The following is a 25,193-nucleotide window of genomic DNA, read 5'->3' as shown; positions in this document are numbered from 1 at the left end:
GCGGAGTCTGCACCGGCATGGAGAACGGCACCCGCGGCAAGGCCGGAGCGGGGACCAGTCAGGATGTGGTGATGAGCCACGGGCACGGACACGGCCACGAGCCGGCCGCCCCGGCGTCGGCCCGGGTGCGCAGGCTGGTCATCGGCCTGCTGCTGCCGCTCGCCGCCCTGACGGTCGTCGGCGTCGTGGTGCTGTTCCCCTGGGGCGGCCACGCGAACACCACCCAGCAGGCCATGGTCACCGAGTACGGCGTGGTCACGAAGGTGGTGGCCAGTGCGTGTGGAGGAGGGGGCGGGGATAACAGTGGCGGTGGTGGCAAGCAGTGCGAGGCCATCACGGTGCAGCTGGACAACCAGCAGTCCATCACCGAGCCGATGCCGATCGAGCCGTCCACGCCGCGGTTCACCGTTGGCGACAAGGTCGTGCTCGGCTACAACGGCGCCGATCCCAATGATCCCGGCTCGTACCAGCTGCTGGACTTCCAGCGCGGTTTCCCATTGGCGCTGCTGGGCGTGCTGTTCGCGGCGGCGGTGCTGATCCTGGGCCGGATGCAGGGTCTGAAGGCGTTGGGCGCGCTGGTTCTCACCTTCGTGGTCATCGTCCTTTTTGTACTGCCGGCGATGGTTGCCGGAAAGGACCCGCTCACCGTCGGCGTGGTCGGCGCCGCGGTGATCATGTTCATGGTGCTGTACCTGACCCATGGGCTGTCGGCGCGAACATCCACGGCCGTGGTCGGCACGCTGGTCAGCCTGGGCCTGATCGGGGTGCTGGGCTGGCTGTTCTCCGTCGTCGCCAACCTGACCGGTCTCGACGAGGACACCGCGAACCTGATCTCCGTGCTGGGCCACGGCATCGACGCCCGCGGACTGCTGCTGGCCGGCATCGTGATCGGCTCGGTCGGCGTGCTCGACGACGTGACCGTCACGCAGACCAGCGCCGTGTGGGAGCTGCGGCGGGCCAACCCCAAGCTCGGCTGGCGCGACCTGTACGCCGCCGGCCTGCGCATCGGCCGCGACCACATGTCCTCGTCGGTCAACACACTCGTGATGGCCTACGCCGGTGCGGGTCTGCCGCTGCTGCTGGCCTATTCCGCGAGCGGCCGCGGGCTCACCGACCTGCTGACCGCCGAGACCATCGCCCAGGAACTGGTGCGAACCCTGGTCGGCAGCATCGGCCTGGTGGCCTCCGTACCCATCACGACCTTCCTCGCAGCCATGATCGCCCGCCAGGAGGAGATCGACGAGCCGGCAGTGGCCGAGCCGGCGGACGTCCCGGAGCCCGAGCCGCCCAAGGCCGAGCAGAAGCCCGAACCGGAGCAGCCGGCCCGCCGCAAGCGCGTCAACCCGGACGACATGCCCACCGAACGGTTCGAGGCCGTGCGCCCACGTCCCCAGAATCCGCCTGGGGCGCACCAACATCAGCCCACGGAAGCCATGCGGCGACCGCGGCCCGAGCAGCAGACCCAGATGGCGCCGCGCCAGGGGCAGGTCCCGCGGCGGCAGCCGCCGCCGGGTCAGACCCGACGGCTGCCGCCGCCGCCCGAGCTGCCGGGCGGCCACCCGTCCGCGCCGCCCGAGCTGCGCAACCGTCCGTACAACGCCGAGGACCGGCGCTGATCACTTGCCGCCGAGCGGCCTCTCCTCGACCTCGACGGTGTCGGCCTTGACGTGGATGAACGACGTGAAGCCGGCGGCCTCCAGCCGACCCAGCTGCGCGCCGAACTTGCCGGAACGGGGCTGCACGGCGGCGGTCCTACCATCGCCCCGCACGCCACGAGCCACCTCGAACACGCGAGCCAGCGGGACATCGGACTCGAACAGCACGGCGACGCTGTCCGCACGGGGCAGCTCGCCCAGCATGTCGACGATGCGCTCGAAGCCGATGGAGAAGCCGCAGGCCGGCACGTCCTTGCCCAGCGAACGGCCGACCAGCCGGTCGTAGCGGCCGCCGCCGGCCAGCGAGTAGCTCACCGACGGGTGGCCGACCTCGAAGATCTGGCCGGTGTAGTAGCCCATGCCGCGGACCAGGGTCGGGTCGAACTCCCAGGTGAGCCCGGCCAGGTCGTCCAGGCAGCCGGCGACCGTGCCGAGGTCGGCGACGACGTCGTCGGCCAGCGACGGGATGGTGTCGGACAGCGCGTCGGCCACCTTGTCGGCGGCCAGGCCGGTGAGGGCCTCGATCCGCTCCCGCGCCGCGTCCACGGCCTCGCCGGGCAGGCCACGGCCGGTCAGCTCGGCCCGCACGCCGTCCCAGCCGATCTTGTCCAGCTTGTCCAGGCCGATGAAGAAGCCGGACCAGGCCGACTCGTCCAGTCCGACCGCGGCGGCCAGCGCCGACAGGTAGCGCCGGTCGGACAGCCGGACGGTGGTGCCGGTCAGGCCGACGCCGGCCAGCGCCGCCGCGGTCGCCTCGATCAGCTCCACCTCGGCCAGCACCGAGGCCTCGCCGATCATGTCGATGTCGCACTGGTAGAACTGCCGGTAGCGGCCCTTGGCCGGCCGCTCGGCCCGCCACACCGGCCCGAACTGGAAGGACCGGAACGGCTGCGGCAGCGCGGCCTGGTTGTTGCCGTAGAACCGGGTCAGCGGGACGGTCAGGTCGAAGCGCAGCCCGAGGTCGACCAGCTCGGACAGCGGCGTGCCGGCCTCGACGATGGCCGGCAGCCCCCGCCGCAGCACCTGGAACAGCAGCTTCTCGTTCTCGCCGCCCTGGCCGCCGGTGAGCCGGGTGATGTCCTCCAGCGCCGGGGTCTCGATGCGCTGGTAGCCGAACCGGTGGTAGACGTCCGTGATCGTGGCGAGCACATGGTCCCGGGTGGCCACGGCCGACGGGAGCAGGTCACGGGTGCCCCGGGCGGGGCTGTTGTCCATCTTCACGGTGTCGGTTCCTCAGCGAGTGTTTTAGGAGTCGAGCGTGGCCACGAATCGGGTCACGGCGTCGGTCTGGATACGTTGGGCCAGCTTGCCGCCCGGCACGGCGGCGGCCAACTGAAATAGCGGCCGGCCGGGCAGGTCCTCGCCGCGTGCCTCGGCCCGCAGTTCGGCCACCAGCAGCTCGGCGAAGACCAGCGGGCCGGGGTCGCCGGCGCCGGACAGGCCGTCGGCCAGCCGCCGCAGCGCCAGGATGCCCAGCGAGCGCCCGGCGACCGCGGTGTACGTGGCCAGCGCGACGTTGATCGTGCGGCCCTTGGGTGCGCCGGTGACCAGCAGGCCGATGGTGCGGTTGCCGCGCACGTCGGTGACCATCAGGTCCAGGTCGGTCAGGCCGTGCAGGTCGACGGTCCGCGTGCCCAGCGCCCGTACGCAGACCTGCGAGCCTTCCAGCCACACCCGGCGGCGGGCCTCCACCAGCGCCAGCACGATGATCGGCACGGCCACCACCAGCGCCGTGACACCACCGGCGATCAAGCCACCGAGCAGCGCCACCACCTCGCCGATGACCAGGCCCAGCACCAGCGCGGCGATCACCACGAAGCGGGCGCGCTTGCGCACCACCGCCGGCTCCAGCAGGTCAAGCGGGATGCGCTCGGACACGCCTCACATCCCCCGTCGCGGCGCGGAGGGACGGTCGTCGAGGCCGAGCAGGAACGGGTTGCCGGCGCGTTCCCGCCCGATGGTCGTCGTGCCACCGTGCCCCGGCAGCACCACGGTGTCGTCGGGCAGGGTCAACACCTTGTCCCGCAACGAGTCCAGCATCGCCGAGTGGTCGCCGCCGGGCAGGTCGGTGCGCCCGATGGAGCCGGCGAACAGGGTGTCGCCGGACAGCACCAGCCGGCCGCCCTCCTCGGTGCCGGCACGGAACATCACCGAGCCGCCGGTGTGGCCCGGCGTGTGGTCGACCAGCAGCTGGAGCCCGGCCAGGTCAAGGGTGACGCCGTCGGACAGCTCGCGGACCTCGGACGGCTCGCGCATCTCCAGGCGGCCGCCGAAGAACGCGGCCGTCTCCGCGCTCACGCCGCGCAGCGGATCGGACAGCATGCCGCGGTCGTCGGGGTGAATCCAGGCCGGCACGTCGTTGCCGTCGCACACCGGCGTCACGGAAAAGGCGTGATCGAAATGACCGTGCGTGAGCAGCACGGCGACCGGGGACAGCCGGTGCTTGCGCAGCGCGTCGGCGATCGGCTCGACCGCGTCCTGACCAGGGTCGACGACGACGCAGGCCTCGCCTTCGCCGGCCGCCAGCAGATAGCAGTTGGCCTGGAGGGCGCCGGTCGGGAACCCGACGACGAGCACGGGCGGAACCTCCATCTGGGCGGCGGACGAACCCGCCAAGCCTACCGGGCGGGGACCACCACACAGCGGTCACACCCCGTCGTCCTACACTCGCGGCAGTCTTGTCGTCACGACCATGGGGAGAGCGCAGGTGCCGAGCAACGAACAGCGCCGCGAGGCCGCGAAGCGGAAGTTGGAGCGGCAGCTCGTTCGCCGAGCTCAGCGGGCCCGTCGCCGCCGCCTGACCAGCATTTCCGTGACCACGGTGGTGGTGCTGCTGGCCGCCGGTGGCATCTGGTGGGCGGTCGCCGCCAGCGGCACCAGCTCCTCCGACGCGGCGTCGCAGTCGACCACGCCGACCACCCCGACGTCGAAGGCGCCGATCACCATCCCGACCGCGCTGGCCGCCGCGCCGAAGCGGCCGACGCCGCTGGGCGCCACGGTGAACTGCACGTACACCAAGGACGGCGACGCGGCCAAGGCCAACAACCTGCCCAACGGCGCCAACGTCTCGGCCCAGGGCACGGTGGCGGTCACGCTGAAGACCAACGACGGCGACATCCCGCTCACGTTGGACCGCTCGCTCGCGCCGTGCGCGGTGAACAGCTTCGTGAGCCTGTCCGGCCAGGGCTACTACGACAACACCAGCTGCCACCGGCTGAGCACGTCGGGCCTGCAGATGCTCCAGTGCGGCGACCCCAAGGGCGACGGCACCGGCGGCCCCGGCTACAAGTTCAACGACGAGGTGTGGGACTCGATCAAGTACGGCCGCGGCTACCTGGCCATGGCCAACTCGGGCCCGAACACCAACGGCAGCCAGTTCTTCCTGGTCTACGGCGACGCGCAGCTGCCGCCCAGCTACACCGTCTTCGGCACCATCTCCGACGCCGGCCTGAAGGTGATCGACGACATCGCCCGCGCCGGTGACGACGGCGCCTACGACAGCAGCGCCGGCGGTGGCCACCCGAACAAGAAGGTCACCATCACCAAGTCCCAGGTCGCGGCCTGAGCCGGACATGAAAAGGGGCCCCGCCGAAAGGCGGGGCCCCTTTTTCACCTCAGGACGCGGAGGTCACGCGGTAGACGTCGTAGACGCCCTCGACGCCGCGGACCACCTTGAGCACGTGGCCGAGGTGCTTGGGGTCGCCCATCTCGAACGAGAAGCGGCTGACCGCCACCCGGTCCTTGGACGTGGTCACCGAGGCCGACAGGATGTTGACCTTCTCGTCGGCCAGCACCTTGGTGATGTCGGACAGCAGCCGGTGCCGGTCGAGCGCCTCGACCTGGATGGCCACCAGGAACAGCGAGGACGAGTTCGGCGCCCACTCCACGTCGACCAGCCGCTCCGGCGAGGCCAGCAGCTCGGTGGCGTTGGTGCAGTCGGTGCGGTGCACGGACACGCCGCCGCCGCGGGTCACGAAGCCCATGATGTCGTCGCCCGGCACCGGCGTGCAGCAGCGGGCCAGCTTGACCCACACATCGCTGGCGTCCTTGACGACAACGCCCGGGTCGCCGGGCGCGCGCCGCCGCACCACCGTGGACGGCGTGGCCCGCTCGGCCAGCTCCTCCTCGGCATGGTCGACGCCGCCGAGCAGCGCCACCAGCCGCTGCACCAGGTGCCGGCCGGAGACCTGTCCTTCGCCGACCGCCCGGTACAGCGCGCTGACGTCGGCCAGCCGCAGCTCCTTGGTCAGCGCGCCCATCGAGTCGGCGGTGACCAGCCGCTGGATCGGCAGCCCGACCCGGCGGACCTCCTTGGCGATCGACTCCTTGCCGGCCTCGATCGCCTCCTCACGCCGTTCCTTGGCGAACCACTGCTTGATCTTGGCCTTGGCCCGCGGCGAGGCGACGAAGGCCAGCCAGTCCCGGCTGGGCCCGGCGCCCTCGGCCTTCGAGGTGAAGATCTCGACGACCTCACCGTTCTCCAGCTTGCGCTCCAGCGCCACCAGCCGGCCGTTCACCCGCGCGCCGATGCAGCGGTTGCCGACCTCGGTGTGCACGGCGTACGCGAAGTCGACCGGCGTGGAGTCCGCCGGCAGCGTCTCCACGTCGCCCTTGGGCGTGAACACGAAGATCTCGCGGGCGGCCAGGTCGTAGCGCAGCGCCTCGAGGAACTCGCCCGGGTCGGCGGCCTCCCGCTGCCAGTCCAGCAGCTGCCGCATCCAGGCCATCTCGTCGACCTCGACGCCACGGCCGGAGTGGGTGCCCTTGGTCTCCTTGTACCGCCAGTGCGCGGCGATGCCGTACTCGGCCGTGCGGTGCATGTCGTGGGTGCGGATCTGCACCTCGAGCGGCTTGCCGTCCGGGCCGATCACGGTGGTGTGCAGCGACTGGTAGACGCCGAACCGGGGCTGGGCGATGTAGTCCTTGAACCGGCCGGGCATCGGCTGCCACAGCGCGTGCACCACGCCCATGGCGGCGTAGCAGTCGCGCACGTCGTCGACCATGATGCGCACGCCGACCAGGTCGTGGATGTCGTCGAAGTCGCGGCCCCGGACGATCATCTTCTGGTTGATCGAGTAGTAGTGCTTGGGCCTGCCCTCGACCTTGGCGTTGATCCGGGACGACTCGAGCTGGCTGTTCAGCTCGTCGACGACCTTGCGCAGGTAGGTGTCGCGGGACGGGGCCCGGTTGGCCACCAGCCGCACGATCTCGTCGTACTTCTTGGGCTGCAGAATGGCGAAGGCCAGGTCCTCCAGCTCCCACTTGACGGTGGCCATGCCGAGGCGGTGGGCCAGCGGGGCCAGCACCTCCAGCGTCTCGCGGGCCTTGCGGGCCTGCTTCTCCGGCGGCAGGAAGCGCATGGTGCGCATGTTGTGCAGCCGGTCGGCCAGCTTGATCACCAGCACCCGGGGGTCGCGGGCCATGGCGATGACCATCTTGCGGATGGTCTCAGCCTCGGCCGCCGCGCCCAGCTTGACCTTGTCCAGCTTGGTGACGCCGTCGACCAGGTGCGCCACCTCGTCGCCGAAGTCCTCGCTGAGCAGGTCGAGCGAGTAGTCGGTGTCCTCGACGGTGTCGTGCAGCAGGGCGGCGACCAGCGTGGTGGTGTCCATGCCCAGCTCGGCCAGGATGGTGGCGACGGCCAGCGGGTGGGTGATGTACGGGTCGCCGGACTTGCGCCGCTGACTGCGGTGCTTCTCCTCGGCGACGTCGTAGGCGAACTGCAACAGGCCCAGGTCGGCCTTGGGGTGCAGTTCGCGGTGCACCGCGGCCAGCGGCTCCAGCACCTGCTTGACCGGTGCGGCGCGCTGCGCGGTGATCCGGCGGGCCAGGCGCGCGCGCACCCGACGCGTCGCCGAGGGTGGCCGAGCAGCCACCGGCTGTGGCGATGCGGCGGGTTCGACGTCTTGGCTCAACCACACTCCCGGTGCTATCGGGGTAGCAAAGTTTCTGCACCGAGGATAACTCTGGATCGAGCCCGAGGATTCCGGATCACGACAAGCGTGCCGCTCGACACGACGAACGTGGGACGAATATCGGCCGCACTAGTCAACGCTGTTCAGCCCACCGGCCCCCAGACCCCGGCGAGTCCCGCCCACCGTCACACCGAAAGCACGAAAAAAACTCGGCGTTTCGGTGTGACGCTAAGCGGGACTCGCGGGGGTGTCAGGTGGTGACGAGCGCTGTGACGTCCACGCCGGGGACGCGGTCGCGGCCCTTCAAGAAGGCCAGTTCGAGGATCACGGACACGCCCGTGACGATGCCGCCTGCGTGTTCGACCAGCTCACGGGTAGCGGCGACGGTGCCACCGGTTGCCAGCACGTCGTCCACGATGGCAACGCGCTGACCTGCGCGAATGGTGTCCTCCGGCAGCTCGAGCGTGGCGGTGCCGTACTCCAGCGCGTAGCTGACCCGGTGCCGCACCGCCGGCAGCTTGCCGGGCTTGCGCACGCACACCAGGCCGAGGCCGCTGGCGTAGGCGATGGCCGCGCCGAGGATGAAGCCGCGGGCCTCGATGGCCACCACGGCGTCGGTGCCGGCCGGCAGCCCGGCGGCCATCGCGTCCACCAGGACGCGGAAGGCCGCCGGGTCGGCGAGCACCGGGCTGATGTCCCGGAACAGCACGCCGGGCTCGGGGAAGTCGGGGACCTCCCGGATGAGCCCGAGCGCGCCGTCGAGTGCGGTGCTGCTCAGTGCCGCCTCTTCCCGGTCGGACGGCCGCTCTTGCCGGACGGCCGCGCCTTGGGCGTGCGCGACGGCGTGCTGGCCGCCGCGGCCATGGCCTTCTCCTTGCGGATCTCGGCGCTCAGGGCCTCGTCGTCGCTCGGGTCGAAGTCCCCGCCGTCCTCGATGCCCTGGCCAGATTCCCCCTGGGCGGCCAGCTCGGCCTTGCGGGCCAGGTTGGCGCGGCGGTGCGCGACCCGCTCGGCCTGCTGCTTGTACTTCGGGTCGCGCATCTTCAGGTCCACCACCAGCGGGGTTGCCAGGAAGATCGACGAGACCGCGCCGACCAACATACCGGTGAGCTGGATCAGCGCCAGGTCCTGGAGCGTGCCGACGCCCAGCAGCACGACGCCGACCACGAGCAGGCCGAGCACCGGCAGCAGCGCGATCAGCGAGGTGTTGATGGAGCGCATCAGGGTCTGGTTGACGGCCAGGTTGGCCGCCTCGCCGTAGGTGCGCCGGGTCAGCTTGAGCAGGCCTCGGGTGTTCTCCCGGACCTTGTCGAACACGACAACGGTGTCGTACAGCGAGAAGCCCAGAATCGTCAGGAAGCCGATCACCGTGGCCGGCGTGACCTCGAAGCCGACGATGGAGTACACGCCCGCGGTCACGATCAGGTCGTTGACCAGCGAGCCCAGTGCGGCGATGGCCATCGCGCGTTCGAAGTAGAACGTCAGGAAGATGGTCACCAGCACCAGGAACACGGCCAGCGCGATGAGCGCCTTCTGGGAGATCTCGCCGCCCCAGGACGAGCTGACCGCGCTGTCGCTGATGGACTGCTGGTTGGGCTGCCCGTTGGTGCCCAGCGGCTTGAACTTGGCGAACAGCGCTTCCTTGAGCTTGACCACCTGCGTGCCGTCCAGCGGCACCGAGCGCAGCTGGATCGTCGCCGATTCGCCCGAGCCGACGGTCTGGGCCTGCTCGGCGTCGTGGCCGATGGCCTGCTTGTAGACCGCGAGCGCGTCATCGGTGGTGGCGTTGCCGGACTGGCCCTTCACCGGCATCTGGATCTGCGTGCCGCCGCTGAACTCGATGCCGTAGTTGAAGCCCTTGATGGCCATCGAGCCCAGGCAGATCGCGATCAGCACGGCGAACGCGATGTACCAGCGCTTGCGCTTGCCGATGATGTCGAACGCGCCGGTGCCGACGTACAGGTTGTGCAGGACACCGTGCTTCGGCGGCTTCACTGGAGTCGACACGTCACGCCTCCTTCACGGGGTTGGCGGCGCGCTCGGCGGCACGCAGCTCCACGCCGGCGTCGTGCACGGCGCCGAGGCCGGAGAAGGCCGGCTTGGACAGGGTCTTGGAGCGGGAGGCCAGCGCCACCAACGGGTGCGTGACGATGAAGACCACCAGCAGGTCGATCACCGTGGACATGCCGGTGGTGAACGCGAAGCCGCGCACGTCGCCGACGGCCAGCGTGTACAGCACCGCGGCGGCGAGGAAGCTGACCGCGTCGGCGGACAGGATGGTGCGCCGGGCGCGGACCCAGGCCCGTGGCACCGCGGACCGGAACGACCGGCCCTCGCGCACTTCGTCCTTCATGCGTTCGAAGAACACCACGAAGGAGTCGGCGGTGATACCGATGGCGATGATGAAACCGGCGATGCCGGGCAGGTCGAGGCTGTAGTTGATCCACCGCCCGAACAGCACCAGGATCGCGTACACGACCAGGCCGGAGCAGATCAGCGAGAGCAGGGTCAGCACGCCCAGCGCCCGGTAGTAGAACAGACAGTAGATGATCACCAGCAGCAGGCCGAGGCCGCCGGCCAGCAGGCCGGCCTGCAACGAGGACAGGCCCAGCGTGGCCGACACCGTCTGGTTCTCCGACACGGTGAACGACAGCGGCAGCGAGCCGTAGCTCAGCGAGTTGGCCAGCTGCTTGGACGAGGCCTGGGTGAACGAGCCGCTGATCTCGGTGTTGCCGATGATCTGCTGGTTGATCTTGGGCGCGGACTGCACCTGGCCGTCCAGCGTGAACGCGGCGTACTGGCCGACGTTCTTGCCGGTGTAGTCGGCCCAGGTCTTGGCCCCGTCGGCCTTGAAGGTCAGCGTGACGATCCACTGCGCCTGCTGCGAGTCGAACTGCGACTGCGCGGAGGCGATCTCCTTGCCCTCCAGGAAGGACGGGCCGAGGATGTACTTGTTCTGGTGGTCGCGGTCGCAGGTGACCAGCGGCTTGTCCGAGTCGTCGTACCCGGCCATCGGGTCGGGCTTGGAGCAGTCGAGCGCGGCGAGCGCGGCCTGCTGCGCGGTCGGGTCGCTGACCACGGCCGGGTTCTGCCGGACCGCCTTGGCCTGCTGGATCGCCTTGGCCTGGTTCGGGTCCGCGACACCGCTCACGCTGGGCGGCGGGCCGGTCGTGGTGGTCGAGGAGGCCGACGTGGACGGCGACGGGTTCGTCGTCGTGGTCGGCGCGGCCTGCTTCATCGGCACCGGCATGCCCTGCGGCTTGGCCGAGGTCGAGGTCGACGTGGCCGAGGTGCTGGTCGGCGTGGTCGAGCCGCTCGGCTTGGCGGTGTTGCCGCTGGTCGTCGGCTTGCTCGAGGTGCTCGGCGGAGCGACCGGCACGATCATCGGCTGGTTCGACTGGGCGTCGATCAGCACCGGCCGGAACTTCAGCACGGCCGGCTGGCTCACCGACTTCAGCTGGTCGCCGTCGTTGCCCGGCGCGGTGATGACCAGGTTGCTGCCGTCCTGGACGATCTCGGCGCCGGAGACGCCGTTGCCGTTGACGCGGTCGGCCAGGATCTGGCGGGCCTGGTTGAGGGAGTCCTGTGCCGGTGGCTTGCCGTCCGGGGAGATCGCGGTCAGCGTGACCCGCGTGCCCCCTTGCAGGTCGATACCGAGTTTGGGCGTCGGCTGTCCACTGCCGGTGAAGAACACCAAGGCGTAGAGCACGACCACGATGAGGGCGAAGACACCCAGGTAACGCACTGGGCGGATCTGCCCGGCCGGAGGTGCCACGGTCGGTCGGTCTCCTCGTGCTGATAGTTGTCGGTGGTGTACCCCGAGGCCCGGGCCGGGCGACAGGGTGCCCTCACGTGGCGGTCAGAGTGCGGGCGAGGTCGCAGCGTACTCCCCACCGTGTGAGGCGCGCGTCACTGTGCGAGGTCGCCCCTGCGTGGGCGACCCCGCACCGGCCGGACGGCTCAGCTCTTGGTCTTGCTCTCCAGCGGGGGAGCGATCTCGGCGGTGCTCGCCGGCTCGCCCGCGGTCTGCTCCTCGTCCGCGTCCTCGGACTCCACGACGTCCGAGTCGGTCGTCGGGTTCACCTTCTCGCGGACCGCGGCCCGCAGCCAGGTCGTCACGACACCCGGCGCGATCTCCAGGTCGATGTCGGTCTCCGAGTCGACACCCGCCACCGTGGCGAACAGGCCGGACGTGGTCATCACCCGGTCGCCGACGGTCAGCGACGTCTGCAGCTGCTGCTGCGCGGCCACCGCCTTGCGCTGGCGACGGCTGCCGAAGAAGAGCATGCCGCCGACCAGGATGATCAGAAGCGGAAGCAGCAGGTTCGAGGGGTCCATCATTCTCCGTTCGGCGACGGCCCATACCTTCGGCGGGCGTCACATGCTGGGTATGCCCATTGAGTCTGCCACACCGCTTATCGGCCATAACCCGTGGCTGGGGGCTCGCCCGGCGCCTCGGCCGGCGGCGTCAGACCCATGTGCTGCCACGCGGCGGCCGTCGCGACGCGGCCCCGCGGGGTGCGCGCGAGCATGCCGGCGCGGACCAGGAACGGCTCGCAGACCTCCTCCACGGTGGTGGGCTCCTCCCCCACCGCGACGGCCAGCGTCGCCACCCCCACCGGACCCCCGTGGAAGCTCCTGACCAGCGCGTTCAGCACCGCGCGGTCCAGCCGGTCGAGGCCGAGGTCGTCCACGTCGTAGACGGCCAGCGCGGCCCGGGCGACGTCGGTGCTGATCACGCCGTCGGCCCGCACCTCGGCGTAGTCACGGACCCGGCGCAGCAGCCGGTTGGCGATACGGGGTGTGCCGCGGGACCGCCGCGCGATCTCGGCCGCGCCGTCACCCGGCAGATCCATGCCCAGGATCGAGGCCGAACGGTGCAGAACTTGTTGCAATTCCTCCGGCGTGTAGAACTCCATGTGACCGGTGAAGCCGAAACGGTCACGCAGCGGACCGGTCAGCGATCCGGACCGGGTGGTCGCGCCGACCAGCGTGAACGGGGCGATCTCCAACGGGATCGAGGTCGCGCCCGGGCCCTTGCCCACGACCACGTCGACCCGGAAGTCCTCCATCGCGAGGTACAGCATCTCTTCGGCCGGGCGCGCGATGCGATGGATCTCGTCGATGAACAGGACGTCGCCCTCGACCAGGTTGGACAGCATCGCGGCGAGGTCGCCGGCCCGCTCGAGCGCCGGGCCCGAGGTGATCCGGATGGAGCTGCCCAGCTCGGCGGCGATGATCATGGAAAGGCTGGTCTTGCCCAGCCCGGGCGGGCCGGACAGCAGCACGTGGTCCGGCGGCTGGCCGCGCATCTGCGCGCCGCGCAGCACCAGCTCCAGCTGCTCGCGGACCCGCGGCTGGCCGACGAACTCGGTCATCCGCCGCGGCCGCAGCGTCGACTCCACGTCCCGCTCGGTCGGCTCCGCCAGCGCGGACAGCGGGCCGTGCTCGTCGTAGTCGCTCATCGCTTGCGCCCCAACGAGGTCAGGGCCTGCCGCAGCACCGCCGCCGTGTTCTGGGCGCCGTCCTTGGCCAGCACCGCGTCCACCGCCTGCTCGGCCGGCTTGGCCGCGAAGCCCAGGCCCAGCAACGCCTCCGTGACCTGCGCGCGCACCAGCTCGGCGTCCGCCGCGACCTCGGGGCCGGGGGTGCCGCTGGTCAGCGCGCCGACCTTGTCCCGCAGCTCGATGATCAGGCGCTCCGCGCCCTTGCGGCCGATGCCCGGCACCTGCGTCAGCATCGAGGTGTTGCCCTCGGCCAGCGCCGCCCGCAGCTTGTCCGGCTCCAGCACGGCCAGCGTGGCCAGCGCGATCTTCGGGCCGATGCCCGACACCGTCAGCAGCAGGCCGAACAGCCCGCGCGCGTCCGGGTCGGTGAAGCCGTACAGGGTCAGCGAATCCTCGCGCACGATCAGCGCGGTGTGCAGCATCGCCTCGTCGCCGCGGCGCAGGCCCGCCAGCGTCGTCGGCGTGGCCAGCACGGCGTAGCCAAGGCCGCCGACCTCGATGACGGCATGGTCCAGGGCGATGGACAGCACCGGTCCACGTACCGACGAGATCACCGGGCGACTCCCCTGTTCGCGGCCTCGGCCAGCCGGGCCTTGTGTCGACGTTGCAGTTCCGCGGCGCGGGCCTCGGCCTGCGCCAGCCGGGCCATCAGCGGGGCCCGCCACAGGTGGCAGATGCCCAGCGCCAGCGCGTCGGCGGCGTCGGCCGGCTTCGGCGCGACGGTCAGCCCCAGCAGGCGGGTCACCATGGCCGTGACCTGCGCCTTGTCCGCCGTGCCCGAGCCCGTGACCGCCGCCTTCACCTCGCTCGGCGTATGGAACGCGACCGGCAGGCCCCGCTTGGCCGCCAGCAGCGCCACCACCCCGCCGGCCTGGGCTGTGCCCATCGCCGTACGCACGTTGTGCTGGCTGAACACCCGCTCGATCGCCACCACCCCGGGGCGGTGCCGGTCCAGCCAGTCCTCCACCACCTCGGACAGCTGGAGCAGGCGGTTGGCCAGGTCGTCCTCCGCCGGGGTCCGGGCCACGCCCACCTCGACGAGCCGCACCGTGCGCCCCGGGCCGCCGTCGACCACGCCCAGACCGCAGCGCGTCAGTCCAGGGTCGACGCCAAACACCCGCACTTCGTCCCGCCTCCATCGCCGAACACCCGTTCGAGGAGGGACACTACCGGGCCCGAAGATCGGCTCGGACGGCAACACGCCGCAGTACCCACGCCAAGGGACCTTTCCTGACGTTGAACGTCAGGAAGGGCCCCTTACTGACGTTCAACGTCAGGAAGGGGCCCTTCCTGACAATCAGGCGCCGTCGATGCCCGGGCGCCAGGACTCGGGGCGGCCGCTCGGGGTCAGCACCGGCTGCCACTGGGCGAAGCCCTGCGGCGCCTGGGGGTGCCACGGCCAGTAGCCGCCCTCCGACGGCACGATCAGCTGCACCGCGGGGAAGTCACCGTTGGGGTACAACAGGAAGGCGCTGCCGAAGAACTCGGGGTAGTAGCCGCGGGCGACCCGTTCCACGGTGATCGGCACGCCGTTGAAGAACTGCCCGTACAGCTGCCCCGGCTGGAACCGAACGCCTTGGCGCGCCTCGTTCACGTACGCGGTGATGAGCACCCGACCCAGCTCCAGCGGCAGCCCGATGACGACCGCCTCGGCCACGCCGAACCGCCGCCAGGCGCCGACCGTGAAGCAGTACGGCGCACCGTGCTCGTCGCCGGCCACCTCGACCACCGCGTTGCCGTGGTCCTCCGCCTGCTTGAGCAGCCACTGCCGCAGATCGCGGTCGGACTGAGAGAGGTTGTTCAACGCAGGGTTAACGGGCACGCGGCCATTCTGCACACAAAACGTGTCAAGACAAAGTGTTGCCCGGCAACTCTCGTTGCCGGGCAACAGAAATCTGTCAAGCTCAGGCGTCGACCTCGGCCATGACCTCGTCGCTGACATCGAAGTTGGCGAAGACGTTCTGCACGTCGTCGCAGTCCTCGAGCGCGTCGATCAGCTTGAACATCTTGCGCGCGCCCTCGGCCTCCAGCTGCACCGTCATGGACGGCAGGAAGTTGGCCTCGGCCGACTCGTAGTCGTAGCCGGCCTCCTGCAGCGCCTTGCGCACCGGGATCATGTCGCCGGCCTCGGACACGATCTCGAAGCTCTCGCCGAGGTCGTTGACCTCCTCGGCACCCGCGTCGAGCACGGCCATCAGCACGTCGTCCTCGGACAGCTCGTTCTTCGGCATGAGCACGACGCCCTTGCGGGAGAACAGGTAGGCCACCGAGCCCGGGTCGGCCATGTTGCCGCCGTTGCGGGTCATCGCGGTCCGCACCTCGGACGCCGCCCGGTTGCGGTTGTCGGTCAGGCACTCGATCAGCACGGCGACCCCGTTGGGCCCGTAGCCCTCGTACATGATCGTCTGCCAGTCGGCGCCGCCGGCCTCCTCGCCGCCGCCCCGCTTGCGGGCCCGCTCGATGTTGTCCAGCGGGACCGAGTTCTTGCGGGCCTTCTGGATCGCGTCGAACAGCGTGGGGTTGCCGTCCGGGTCACTGCCCCCGGTCCGCGCCGCGACCTCGATGTTCTTGATCAGCCGCGCGAACAGCTTGCCGCGCTTGGCGTCGATCGCGGCCTTCTTGTGCTTGGTAGTCGCCCACTTGGAGTGGCCGCTCATGAAACTTCCTCCGTCAGACTCGACGACCTTCGACGACCGTTCCCACGCCCTCAGGCCGCGCGGACAGTCTCCACGAACAGGCGGTGCACGCGCTCGTCGCCGGTGAGCTCGGGATGGAAAGCGGTCGCGAGCACGGACCCCTGCCGAACTGCGACGATCCTACCGGCGGCGGCGCCGGAAGCCGGTATGTCGGGCACCCGGGCGAGTACCTCGACACCATCGCCGACCGACTCCACCCAGGGGGCGCGGATGAACACCGCGTGCACCGGGCCGCCGTCGACCCCGGTCACCGTCAGCTCGGACTCGAACGAGTCGACCTGCCGGCCGAAGGCGTTGCGCCGGACCACCATGTCCACGGCGGCCAGCTGCTGCTGGTCGGGACGGCCGTCGACGACCGTCCCGGCCAGCAGGATCATGCCGGCGCACGAGCCGTACGCGGGCAGGCCGTCGGCCAGCCGCTTGCGCAACGGCTCGAGCAGTTCGAAGGTCTCCAGCAGCCGGCTCATGGTGGTCGACTCGCCGCCGGGCAGCACGATGCCGTCGACCTCGGCGAGCTCCTCGGGCCTGCGCACCGGTCGCGCGATCACGTCGCACTCGGCCAGCGACACGAGGTGCTCACGCACGTCGCCCTGCAGGGCGAGCACACCGATGACGGGCTGGGCGGGCACGGGCGAGCGACCTCCTGGACGGGCAGTACCTGGACCCTCAGCTTATTGACCGCCGACCGGGACCGCGCTGGTGGGGTCGGACTCGTCGGCTTTCCGCCGTCGGCCGACGGCCCACCAGCCGACCGCGATGACCACGGCAATGCCCGGGATCGAGTAGAAGGCGATCTGCTCGGCGCCGCCGGCGAAGCCCATCATCACCACGATCAGCGCCAGGAAGCCCAGCGTCAGCCAGCCGGTCCAGGGCGCGCCCGGCATCCGGTAGGCCGGGCGTTCGATCTCGCCGGCCAGCGCCTTCTGCCGCAGCCGCATCTGGCAGAACACCAGCGTGGCCCAGGTGGCGACCACGCCGAGGGAGGCGATGGCGGTGGCGATGTCGAACGCCGCGGTGGCGCCCTTGAACTGGTTGAGCGCGACACCGGCGACGTAGACGACGCTGGTGAACAGGATGCCGCCGTAGGGCACGTGGCGGCTGCTCATCTTGCCGGCGAAGGCCGGGGCCTCCTTCTTGTCGGCCAGCGAGCGCAGCACCCGGCCGGTCGAGTACAGGCCCGAGTTGCAGGACGACAGGGCGGCCGTGAGCACGATGGCGTTCATCAGGTCGCCGACCCAGGGCAGGCCGAGCGCGCTGAACACCGTGACGAACGGGCTCTCCGACGACTTGTACATGACCGAGGGCAGCAGCATGGCCAGCAAGGTCACCGAGCCGACGTAGAAGATGGCGATCCGCCAGATCACGCCGTTGATCGCCTTGGGCATGACCTTGTGCGCGTCCTTGGTCTCGCCGGCGGCGATGCCGACCAGCTCGATCGCCGAGTACGCGAAGATCACGGCCTGCAGGGCGATCAGCGCGACGCCGATGCCGTGCGGGAAGAAGCCGCCGTCGGCGACCAGGTTGCCCGGGCTGGCCGTATGGCCGCCGATGTTCGTGGACGAGGCCACCAGGAAGATGCCGACCAGCAGGAAGGCGATGATCGCGGTCACCTTGATGACCGAGAACCAGAACTCCAGCTCGCCGAACAGCTTCACCGAGACCAGGTTGATGGTCAGCAGCGCGACCAGCGCGATCAGCGCGGTGATCCAGGTCGGCAGGTTCGGCAGCCAGCGCTGCACGTAGATGCCGACCGCGGTGATCTCGGCGACGCCGGTCATGGCCCAGTTGAGCCAGTACATCCAGCCCGCGGTGAAGCCGGCCCACGGGCCGATGAACTCGCGGGCGTAGGTGACGAAGCTGCCCGACGTCGGCCGGTACAGCACCAGCTCGCCCAGCGCGCGCATGACGAAGAAGGCGGCGGCGCCGCACAGCGCGTAGGACAGGATCAGGCCGGGGCCGGCGGCGTGCAGGCGGCCGCCGGCGCCGAGGAACAGGCCGACGCCGATGGCGCCGCCCATCGCGATCATCTGCACCTGGCGGTTGCCGAGGGACTTAGCGTAGCCCTCGCCGTCGTGGGAAGAATCCACGGAAACGGTTTCCCTTCGGTACTGCGAAATGGCACCGAAACCGCCCCCGGCTCCGGTGCTGGAGAACTCGACCTCGGGGTGAGGCGGACCACACCCCTGATGAGATCGGGACTCTAGCCAGCGTTCGGAGCAGCGTTCTATTCCGTTTGAGCAAGCCTTGATGTGACGAGCGACACCGTTTACGCGACGCCGATCAGCCGCAGCACCGCCGTTGTGCCGGCGGCCAGGATGACTACCAGCACGAACGGCACTTTCCGCCAGGCCGCGAGCGCTCCGACGGTGACGCCGCCGAGCAGTGCCCAGCCGCCGAATTTCCCGCCGGGAACGAACGCGTTGACCGCGACAAGGGCAAGAAGAAGCGCCGTTGCGGCCATTGACAGCAGCATTTGCACGCGCGGCGGCACGGTGATGCGATTGCGGAGTTGGGGTCCGGCGAAGCGAATGGCATAGGTGCCGAGGCCGAGGGCGAGGACGATCGCGATGTTCATGCCGCCACCTTTTGCCGGGTCGGCAGCGCCGCGACGACACCCAATGCCGCCAGCACGACCGGAATTCCCGGCGGCAGGAACGGCGTCGTGGCAACGGCGATCGCCGCGCCGAGGAGGGCGACGGTGAGGGTCTTGCGCTCCTTCAATGCCGGCAGGATGAGCGCGAACATCGCCGCCGGGAACGCCGCGTCCATGCCGAAGCGGCTGGGGTCGCCGATGACCTGACCGATGAGGGCGCCGAGCAGGGTGCCGGTGTTCCACGTGAGGAACAGGGCCAGACCGCAGGTCCAGTAGGCCGCTTTGGCCTTGCGGCGGTCGCCTTGCGCCATCGCGAAGGCCACCGACTCGTCGATCAGAATGTGGCTGCCGATGATCCGGGTGGCCAGGCGCCGGCCGAGCACGTCCCCGATGGCCAGGCCGAACGGCAGGTGGCGGGCGTTGAGCAGCAGGCCGGCGAACACCGCCGCGAGCAGGCTGCCGCCGGCCGCGACGATGCCGACCACCATGAACTGGGAGCCGCCCGCGAAGATCAGCAGCGACATCGCGCAGACCAGGGCCACCGGGATGTGCGCCGCCACCGCGATGGCGCCGAAGGACGCACCGGTCACGAACGCCGTCAGGGCGATGGGCGAGACATTGCGGACCACAGTCGGGTCTAATGTTCGCCAGATCGAACGAACCATAGTGCAAGCTGAACACCCCACCCCGGCGTTCGTCAAGCCGAACGTCCCGACCGATGGAACGAACACGTGGATCGCAGCACCGCCCCGCTGGACGTCATCGCCGCCGCGCTACGCCGGGAGCGCGACCGTGTCGGCCTGTCCCTGTCCGAGCTGGCCAAGCGGGCCGGCATCGCCAAGAGCACCCTCTCCCAGCTCGAGTCCGGCGCCGGCAATCCTTCCGTCGAGACCCTCTGGGCCCTCGGCGTCGCCCTCGGCGTGCCCTTCTCCCGCCTCGTCGACCCGCCCCGGCCCCCCGTCCGCGTCGTCCGCTTCGGCGAGGGCAACTACCTGCACTCCGAGGAGTCCAACTACTCCGCCGCCCTGCTCTCCGCCTGTCCCCCCGGCGCCCGCCGCGACATCTACCTCGCCACCATGAGCACCGACGCCGGCCGCCACTCCTTGCCCCACAACGCCGGCACCGTCGAGCACCTCGTCGTCTCCGCCGGCCGCGTCCTCGCCGGCCCCGCCGACGACCCCGTCGAACTCGGCCCCGGCGACTACCTCTCGTACCCCGGCGACATCCCCCACCTGTACCAGGCCCTGCTCCCCGACAGCGTCACCGTCATGGTGATGGAGCACGTGTAATCCCCGCGAGTCCCGCTCCGGGACACCCCGAAATACGGTTTCAAGCAGACCTGAGCCACGCGTCTCCCCACCCTCCTCCGTTGTCACATGCGGTCCGGATGTGCCTCTGGGAGGCAAGTACGACGCGCATGTGACATTCGAATGTGCCGGAAACCGCGTTTCGGTGTGCCGCAGAGCGGGACTCGCCGGGGTTCGTTGACAGGGTCGGCACGGCGTGGCTAACTTCGTCGGTGGAGTCGAGAGGCGCTGCAGCGGACGGAGGTCCGCCACGCTCGGCTCCGAGTGAACGTCACAAGGGCGCCTCCCCAAGCGGGAGGCGCCCTTCGTCGTGAAGGGGCGACCTCCCTGCTGAGCATGCGGAGGAAACCGGAATGAGCGGGAAACTGAGGCAGGTCAACGGGATCGACTTCGCGGTGGCCGATCTGGCGCTGGCCGAGGCGGGGCGGCACCAGATCCGGCTGGCGGAGCTGGAGATGCCGGGCCTGATGGCGCTGCGGGCGGAGTTCGGCGAGAGCAAGCCGTTGGCGGGGGCCAGGATCGCGGGCTCGCTGCACATGACGGTGCAGACGGCGGTGCTGATCGAGACGCTGGTGCACCTGGGCGCGCAGGTGCGCTGGGTGTCGTGCAACATCTTCTCCACGCAGGACGAGGCGGCGGCGGCCGTGGTGGTGGGCCGCGACGGGACGGTGCACGAGCCCAAGGGCACGCCGGTGTTCGCCTGGAAGGGCGAGTCGCTGGCGGAGTACTGGTGGTGCACGGACCAGCTGTTCACCTTCGCCGACGGCGAGCTGCCGAACATGATCGTCGACGACGGCGGCGACGCGACCATGTTGGTGCACAAGGGAGTCGAGTTCGAGAAGGCGGGTGCGGTCCCCCAGCCGGGCGAGAACGACCCTGAGGAGTACGGCATCCTGCTGGCGACGATCGCGGCCAGCATGGCGCGTGACCCGAAGCGGTTCACCCGGGTCGCCGAGCAGATGATCGGCGTCACCGAGGAGACCACGGCCGGCGTGAACCGGATGTACCGGCTGGCCGCGGACGGCGAGCTGCTGTTCCCGGCGATCAACGTGAACGACTCGGTGACGAAGTCCAAGTTCGACAACAAGTACGGCATCCGGCACTCGCTGGCCGACGGCCTGAACCGGGCGACGGACGTGATGTTGGGCGGCAAGCTGGCCGTGGTCTGCGGCTACGGCGACGTGGGCAAGGGCGCGGCCGAGGCGCTGCGCGGCCAGGGCGCACGGGTCGTGGTGACCGAGGTCGACCCGATCTGCGCGCTCCAGGCCTCGATGGAGGGCCTCGAGGTGGTGCACCTGGACGACGTGGTGCACAAGGGCGACATCTTCATCACCACCACCGGCAACCGCGACATCATCATGACCGAGCACATGGCCCGGATGAAGCACAACGCCATCGTCGGCAACGTCGGCCACTTCGACAACGAGATCGACATGGCCGGGCTGGCCAAGGTCGCCGGCATCCGCAAGGTCGAGATCAAGCCGCAGGTGCACGAGTGGGTGTTCCCGGACGGGCACGCGGTCATCGTGCTGTCCGAGGGCCGGCTGATGAACCTGGGCAACGCCACCGGCCACCCCAGCTTCGTCATGTCGAACTCGTTCTCCAACCAGGTGATCGCGCAGATCGAGCTGTTCACCAAGCCCGGCGACTACGAGCGCCAGGTCTACCGGCTGCCCAAGCACCTTGACGAGAAGGTGGCCCGGCTGCACCTGGACGCGCTGGGCGTGCGGCTGACCGAGCTGTCCAAGGTGCAGGCCGAGTACATCGGCGTCGACGTGACCGGCCCGTACAAGCCGGAGCACTACCGCTACTGATGTGGCCGATCGGCTCCAGCCGAACGGCCGCACCCGCTGGTACAGTCGCCTCCCGCCGCCGCGTAAACGTTTGCAACGACGTTTCAGTGGAGTGAGGCGATGAGGAAGTTCCTTGCCGCGCTGGCGATCGCCGGCGCGGCCGTGACGGGAGGGCCTGCGGCGCTCGCGGCGCCGCAGGCCGACCCGACGGCCGGGCTCAAGCAGTACAGCGACGACTTCAGTGTGCAGAAGCCGTACAACCTCGCGACGTCCGACCGCTTCTCGACCTCGGCCGGGCCGGTGTACAACGCCTGGATCCAGCAGGGCGACAAGGCATTCAAGGAAGGCTCCCCCACCGGTCCGCGCACCGAGATGCGCTGGCACCGGACGTGGTCACAGATCGAGCACCAGTTCTCAGCCGACGTCCTGGTCGACTCGGGCACCGACGGCGCCTGCATCATGCAGGTCAAGGGCTCCACCGGCGGCGAGGCGATCTACCTGAACGTGCACAGCAACGGCAACCTGTACAACAGCGTGATCGACAAACCGATCGCCACCGGTCTGTGGGGCAAGTGGTTCCACCTCAACGCCGACTTCAACCCGGCCAACGGCAACCTCCGGGTGTGGGTGAACGGCCAGCAGGTGCTTTCCGACCACTACGACGCCCCGGCCAGCAAGGTCTGGTACTTCAAGAACGGCGTCTACAACACCCGCTCGGCCAAGTCCGAGGCCCACTTCAAGAACATCACGTTCTGGACGAAGTGACCTACTGATGACGGCTCCGTGAAAGGAAAGCCGTCACGCCGCGCTGGAAGTCCTCATAGGACACTGCCGGGCCGCTGGCGAAGCTGTCGGCGGCGGCGCGGGTCGGGGACAGCCCGACGCTGACGGCCTGTTTCGCGGCGACCAACGCGGCGCGGGGCTGGGCGGCCACGGCGGCGGCCAGCTCCGCGGTCGCGGCCGACAGCTCCGACGCCGGCACGCGCCGGTTGGCCAGGCCTGAAGCGACGGCTTCGGCGGCGGACAGCAGCCGCCCGGTGTAGAGGAGTTCACGGGCCAGGCCGTGCCCGGCCAGCAGCGCCAGCCGGGCGGCGAAGGCCGGGCTGACCAGGATGCCGAGCCGGGCGATGGGCATGCCGATACGGGCGTCGTCGGCGAAGACCCGCAGGTCGCAGGCCAGGGCCAGCTGGCAGCCGGCACCGGCGGCGACCCCGTTGACCTGGGCGATCACCGGCGTCGGGCATTCCTCGATGGCCGTGCACGCGGCTTCCATCGCGGCGAAGGCCCGGTCCACGTCGTGCGGCGCGGCGTGGACCCACTCCCGCAGGTCGGAGCCGGCGCTGAAGGTGCTGCCACTCCCCCGCACGACCACTACGCGGATGTCCTCCGAAAGGTTTCGAAAGGCCAGTTCCAGGGCACGCCAGTCGTCGTGCCCCAGGGCATTGGCGCTGCCGCCGGAACCGAGCACCACCTCCGCGTGGCTGCCCGAGCTGTGCACCGTCACGTTCGCCGACACCGGATCTCCATCCGTCAACTGTGGATCCCTGGTCTACCAAGGCAACCGTGAACTAGCGTCTAGCGCACCCTCAACGGCGAGGTGGTGACGTATGTACACCCCGGTCCTTGCCCCGATCGCCGGCTCACTGACCCTGTCCGCCCTGCTCGCGGCCCTGCCCCTGCTGGTGCTGTTCGTGCTGCTGGGCGTGTTCCGGATGCGGGCCTGGCTGGCGGCGGCCATCTCCCTGCTGGCCAGCCTGCTGGTCGCGGTGCTCGGCTATCCGATGCCGATCGGCCCGGCGCTGCTGGCCGCCACCGAAGGCGCGGCGTTCGGCTTCTTCCCGATCCTGTGGATCGTGGTCAACGCGATCTGGATCTACAACATGACCGTCCACACCGGACATTTCGACGTGCTGCGGCGGTCCTTCGAGCGGGTCAGCGACGACCAGCGGATCCAGGGCGTGATCGTGGCCTTCAGCTTCGGCGCGCTGCTGGAGGCGCTGGCCGGTTTCGGCACGCCGGTCGCGATCACCAGCGTGATGCTCATAGCGCTGGGGTTCCAACCGCTCAAGGCCGCCACCGTAGCGTTGGTGGCCAACACCGCGCCGGTGGCGTTCGGCGCGCTGGCGGTGCCGATCACCACCCTGGCCACGGTGACCGGGCTGCCGCTGCACGACCTGGCGTCGATGGTCGGGCGGCAGACGCCGGTGCTGGCGTTGTTCGTGCCGATGGTGTTGGTGGGCATCATCGACGGCTGGCGCGGCGTGCGGGAGACCCTGCCGGCGACGCTGGCCTGCGGCGTGGTGTTCGCCGTCGCGCAGTACGCCACCGCCAACTTCTTCAGTGCGCCGCTGACGGACATCGTCGCCTCGCTGCTCAGCGCGCTGGCCGTGATCATCGTCGTGCGGCGGCGCAGTCGGGCCGAAAGTACCGACAGCCGGGCCGAGGTGCTGCGCGCCTATGCCCCGTACGCGATCATCATCGCCGTCTTCGCGTTGGCTCAGATCCCGGCGATCAAGGCGGCGCTGTCGGGCGTCACCGTCACGTTCAACTGGCCCGGCCTGCACCTGAACACCATCAGCGGCAAGCCGTCCACGCTGCCCCAGTTCAAGTTCGACTGGCTGGCCGCCGCCGGCAGCCTGCTGATCATCGCCGGCCTGATCACCGTGCCCGTGATCCGCATCCGCCCTGGCGCGGCGTTGCGCACCTACGGCGGCACCTACCGGCAATTGGCCACCGCCATCGTCACCGTGATGGCCGTGCTGGCGTTGGCCTACGTCATGAACGCCAGCGGGCAGACCACCACCCTCGGCACGTGGATGGCCAACGCCGGCGGCCTGTTCGCCCTGTTGTCGCCCGTGCTCGGTTGGCTCGGCGTGGCCGTCACCGGGTCCGACACCTCGTCCAACTCCCTGTTCGGCGCGCTCCAGGTGACCGCCGCCCAGCACGCCGGCCTCAGTCCCACCCTGATGGCCGCCGCCAACTCCTCCGGCGGTGTCCTGGGCAAGATGATCAGCCCCCAGAACCTGGCCATCGCCGCCGGCGCCGTCGGCATGGCCGGCCGCGAGGGCGACCTGTTCCGCCGCGTCTTCCTGTGGAGCCTCATCCTGCTGGCCATCATGTGTCTGCTGGTTTACCTGCAGTCGACGCCGGTCCTGAGTTGGATGGTGGTGTGAAGCCCACTCTCACACCGTCCTTCCGCGAGTTCCTGCCGGCCTGGCTGACCCGGCAGCCCTGGTTCCGCGGCGGCGCACCGGCCTCGGTCGGGTTCTTCCGGTTCGAGGACCCGGCCGGCGAGGTCGGTATCGAAACGCACGTTCTCGAGGCCGGCGGCGTGACGTACCAGATCCCGATGACCTATCGCGGTGCGCCGCTGGCCGGCGGGGCGCTGATCGTGACCGCCGAGCACAGCGTGCTCGGCCCCCGCTGGATCTACCAGGCCGAGACGGATCCGGTGTGGCGCAACGAACTTCTCCGCCTCGTCCGCGAGAACGCCACCGCCGGCCGGGGATCAGACTTCGCGGTGCACGGCACACTGCTGGCCGACTTCGCCGATGACGACGTGCACATCGAACTGGCCCGGATCCTCACGGACCCGGCCCAGTTCGATGACATTGTCGGCATCGTCACCGCCGGTGACCACCACATGGCCACGATCCGCCGCCGAATGGCGTGAAGGGGCTTTCCCGCACTCGGAGTGCGGGAAAGCCCCTTCCCAACCAAAGCGGGG

25 protein-coding genes are annotated in these 25,193 nt (G+C 70.0%); 7 read left to right on the top strand and 18 right to left on the bottom strand.

The window, feature by feature from the left end:
- Positions 1-17: 17 nt before the first annotated feature.
- Positions 18-1,616: a YibE/F family protein gene (locus M3Q35_RS01255; RefSeq protein ID WP_273939703.1), complete on the top strand. Its 1,599-nt coding sequence runs from the start codon at positions 18-20 to the stop codon at positions 1,614-1,616.
- On the opposite strand, the gene hisS is transcribed toward M3Q35_RS01255, so the two are convergent.
- The 3 genes from hisS to M3Q35_RS01240 are packed head-to-tail and all read right to left on the bottom strand — an operon-like array spanning position 1,617 to position 4,232.
- Entirely contained in the window at positions 1,617-2,870 is a 1,254-nt protein-coding gene (hisS, locus tag M3Q35_RS01250; protein ID WP_273944219.1) for a histidine--tRNA ligase, read from the bottom strand.
- Positions 2,871-2,900: 30 nt separating this feature from the next.
- Complete coding sequence (locus M3Q35_RS01245; protein WP_273939702.1) at positions 2,901-3,533, bottom strand: hypothetical protein; 633 nt, start codon at positions 3,531-3,533, stop codon at positions 2,901-2,903.
- Positions 3,534-3,536: 3 nt separating this feature from the next.
- Positions 3,537-4,232, bottom strand: a complete 696-nt coding sequence (locus M3Q35_RS01240) for an MBL fold metallo-hydrolase (RefSeq protein ID WP_273939701.1) — start codon at positions 4,230-4,232, stop codon at positions 3,537-3,539.
- Between the two features lie 130 nt (positions 4,233-4,362).
- Here M3Q35_RS01240 and M3Q35_RS01235 point away from each other — a divergent pair, with 130 nt between their 5' ends.
- Positions 4,363-5,220, top strand: coding sequence for a peptidylprolyl isomerase (locus M3Q35_RS01235; RefSeq protein WP_273944218.1), 858 nt, complete (start codon positions 4,363-4,365; stop codon positions 5,218-5,220).
- Between the two features lie 49 nt (positions 5,221-5,269).
- Here M3Q35_RS01235 and M3Q35_RS01230 read toward each other — a convergent pair whose 3' ends face one another.
- The 14 genes from M3Q35_RS01230 to M3Q35_RS01165 form a co-directional block, all read right to left on the bottom strand.
- On the bottom strand, positions 5,270-7,570 hold the full coding sequence (locus M3Q35_RS01230; RefSeq protein WP_273939700.1) for a RelA/SpoT family protein: 2,301 nt from the start codon (positions 7,568-7,570) through the stop codon (positions 5,270-5,272).
- 250 nt (positions 7,571-7,820) lie between these two features.
- Positions 7,821-8,348 carry an adenine phosphoribosyltransferase gene (locus M3Q35_RS01225; protein WP_273944217.1) on the bottom strand — a complete coding sequence of 176 codons (528 nt, stop codon included), beginning with the start codon at positions 8,346-8,348 and terminating at the stop codon, positions 7,821-7,823.
- On the bottom strand, positions 8,345-9,577 hold the full coding sequence (secF, locus tag M3Q35_RS01220) for a protein translocase subunit SecF (RefSeq protein WP_273939699.1): 1,233 nt from the start codon (positions 9,575-9,577) through the stop codon (positions 8,345-8,347). The genes M3Q35_RS01225 and secF overlap by 4 nt, the downstream gene beginning before the upstream one ends.
- A gap of 1 nt (position 9,578) precedes the next feature.
- A complete protein-coding gene (secD, locus tag M3Q35_RS01215; protein ID WP_273939698.1) occupies positions 9,579-11,345 on the bottom strand; it encodes a protein translocase subunit SecD in 1,767 nt (588 codons plus the stop codon).
- Between the two features lie 185 nt (positions 11,346-11,530).
- On the bottom strand, positions 11,531-11,908 hold the full coding sequence (gene yajC, locus M3Q35_RS01210; protein ID WP_273939697.1) for a preprotein translocase subunit YajC: 378 nt from the start codon (positions 11,906-11,908) through the stop codon (positions 11,531-11,533).
- Positions 11,909-11,985: 77 nt separating this feature from the next.
- Entirely contained in the window at positions 11,986-13,035 is a 1,050-nt protein-coding gene (gene ruvB / locus M3Q35_RS01205; protein WP_273939696.1) for a Holliday junction branch migration DNA helicase RuvB, read from the bottom strand.
- On the bottom strand, positions 13,032-13,631 hold the full coding sequence (gene ruvA, locus M3Q35_RS01200; RefSeq protein ID WP_273939695.1) for a Holliday junction branch migration protein RuvA: 600 nt from the start codon (positions 13,629-13,631) through the stop codon (positions 13,032-13,034). Before ruvA ends, ruvB begins: the two co-directional genes overlap by 4 nt.
- The gene (gene ruvC / locus M3Q35_RS01195) at positions 13,628-14,200 is read right to left on the bottom strand and encodes a crossover junction endodeoxyribonuclease RuvC (protein WP_273939694.1); all 573 of its coding nucleotides are present in this window, start codon (positions 14,198-14,200) and stop codon (positions 13,628-13,630) included. Before ruvC ends, ruvA begins: the two co-directional genes overlap by 4 nt.
- Before the next feature lie 174 nt (positions 14,201-14,374).
- Complete coding sequence (locus tag M3Q35_RS01190; protein ID WP_273939693.1) at positions 14,375-14,899, bottom strand: DUF4262 domain-containing protein; 525 nt, start codon at positions 14,897-14,899, stop codon at positions 14,375-14,377.
- A gap of 82 nt (positions 14,900-14,981) precedes the next feature.
- Positions 14,982-15,734 carry a YebC/PmpR family DNA-binding transcriptional regulator gene (locus M3Q35_RS01185; RefSeq protein WP_273939692.1) on the bottom strand — a complete coding sequence of 251 codons (753 nt, stop codon included), beginning with the start codon at positions 15,732-15,734 and terminating at the stop codon, positions 14,982-14,984.
- A gap of 50 nt (positions 15,735-15,784) precedes the next feature.
- Positions 15,785-16,402, bottom strand: a complete 618-nt coding sequence (gene pdxT, locus M3Q35_RS01180) for a pyridoxal 5'-phosphate synthase glutaminase subunit PdxT (protein WP_273939691.1) — start codon at positions 16,400-16,402, stop codon at positions 15,785-15,787.
- Positions 16,403-16,444: 42 nt separating this feature from the next.
- Positions 16,445-17,800 carry an amino acid permease gene (locus tag M3Q35_RS01175; protein WP_379793829.1) on the bottom strand — a complete coding sequence of 452 codons (1,356 nt, stop codon included), beginning with the start codon at positions 17,798-17,800 and terminating at the stop codon, positions 16,445-16,447.
- 239 nt (positions 17,801-18,039) lie between these two features.
- Positions 18,040-18,348, bottom strand: coding sequence for an AzlD domain-containing protein (locus tag M3Q35_RS01170; protein ID WP_273939689.1), 309 nt, complete (start codon positions 18,346-18,348; stop codon positions 18,040-18,042).
- Complete coding sequence (locus M3Q35_RS01165) at positions 18,345-19,031, bottom strand: AzlC family ABC transporter permease (protein ID WP_273939688.1); 687 nt, start codon at positions 19,029-19,031, stop codon at positions 18,345-18,347. Before M3Q35_RS01165 ends, M3Q35_RS01170 begins: the two co-directional genes overlap by 4 nt.
- Before the next feature lie 66 nt (positions 19,032-19,097).
- On the opposite strand from M3Q35_RS01165, the gene M3Q35_RS01160 reads away from it, so the two are divergent.
- From M3Q35_RS01160 to M3Q35_RS01150, 3 genes are all read left to right on the top strand, one after another.
- Positions 19,098-19,655, top strand: coding sequence for a helix-turn-helix domain-containing protein (locus tag M3Q35_RS01160; RefSeq protein ID WP_273939687.1), 558 nt, complete (start codon positions 19,098-19,100; stop codon positions 19,653-19,655).
- Between the two features lie 371 nt (positions 19,656-20,026).
- Complete coding sequence (gene ahcY, locus M3Q35_RS01155; protein WP_273939686.1) at positions 20,027-21,487, top strand: adenosylhomocysteinase; 1,461 nt, start codon at positions 20,027-20,029, stop codon at positions 21,485-21,487.
- Positions 21,488-21,586: 99 nt separating this feature from the next.
- A complete protein-coding gene (locus M3Q35_RS01150; protein ID WP_273939685.1) occupies positions 21,587-22,231 on the top strand; it encodes a polysaccharide lyase family 7 protein in 645 nt (214 codons plus the stop codon).
- A 1-nt stretch (position 22,232) separates the two neighbouring features.
- Here the strand turns inward: M3Q35_RS01150 and M3Q35_RS01145 are convergent, their stop codons facing one another.
- Positions 22,233-22,982: an enoyl-CoA hydratase/isomerase family protein gene (locus M3Q35_RS01145; RefSeq protein ID WP_273939684.1), complete on the bottom strand. Its 750-nt coding sequence runs from the start codon at positions 22,980-22,982 to the stop codon at positions 22,233-22,235.
- Positions 22,983-23,073: 91 nt separating this feature from the next.
- Between M3Q35_RS01145 and M3Q35_RS01140 the strand changes: the two genes are divergently transcribed.
- Both M3Q35_RS01140 and M3Q35_RS01135 read left to right on the top strand, forming a co-directional pair.
- Positions 23,074-24,639 carry an L-lactate permease gene (locus M3Q35_RS01140; protein WP_273939683.1) on the top strand — a complete coding sequence of 522 codons (1,566 nt, stop codon included), beginning with the start codon at positions 23,074-23,076 and terminating at the stop codon, positions 24,637-24,639.
- Complete coding sequence (locus tag M3Q35_RS01135; RefSeq protein WP_273939682.1) at positions 24,636-25,139, top strand: maltokinase N-terminal cap-like domain-containing protein; 504 nt, start codon at positions 24,636-24,638, stop codon at positions 25,137-25,139. The genes M3Q35_RS01140 and M3Q35_RS01135 overlap by 4 nt, the downstream gene beginning before the upstream one ends.
- The last annotated feature ends 54 nt before the right edge of the window (positions 25,140-25,193 follow it).

It is taken from the genome of Kutzneria chonburiensis (assembly GCF_028622115.1).
Taxonomy (GTDB): domain Bacteria; phylum Actinomycetota; class Actinomycetes; order Mycobacteriales; family Pseudonocardiaceae; genus Kutzneria; species Kutzneria chonburiensis.
This window is presented reverse-complemented; position numbering and strand designations above follow the sequence as displayed.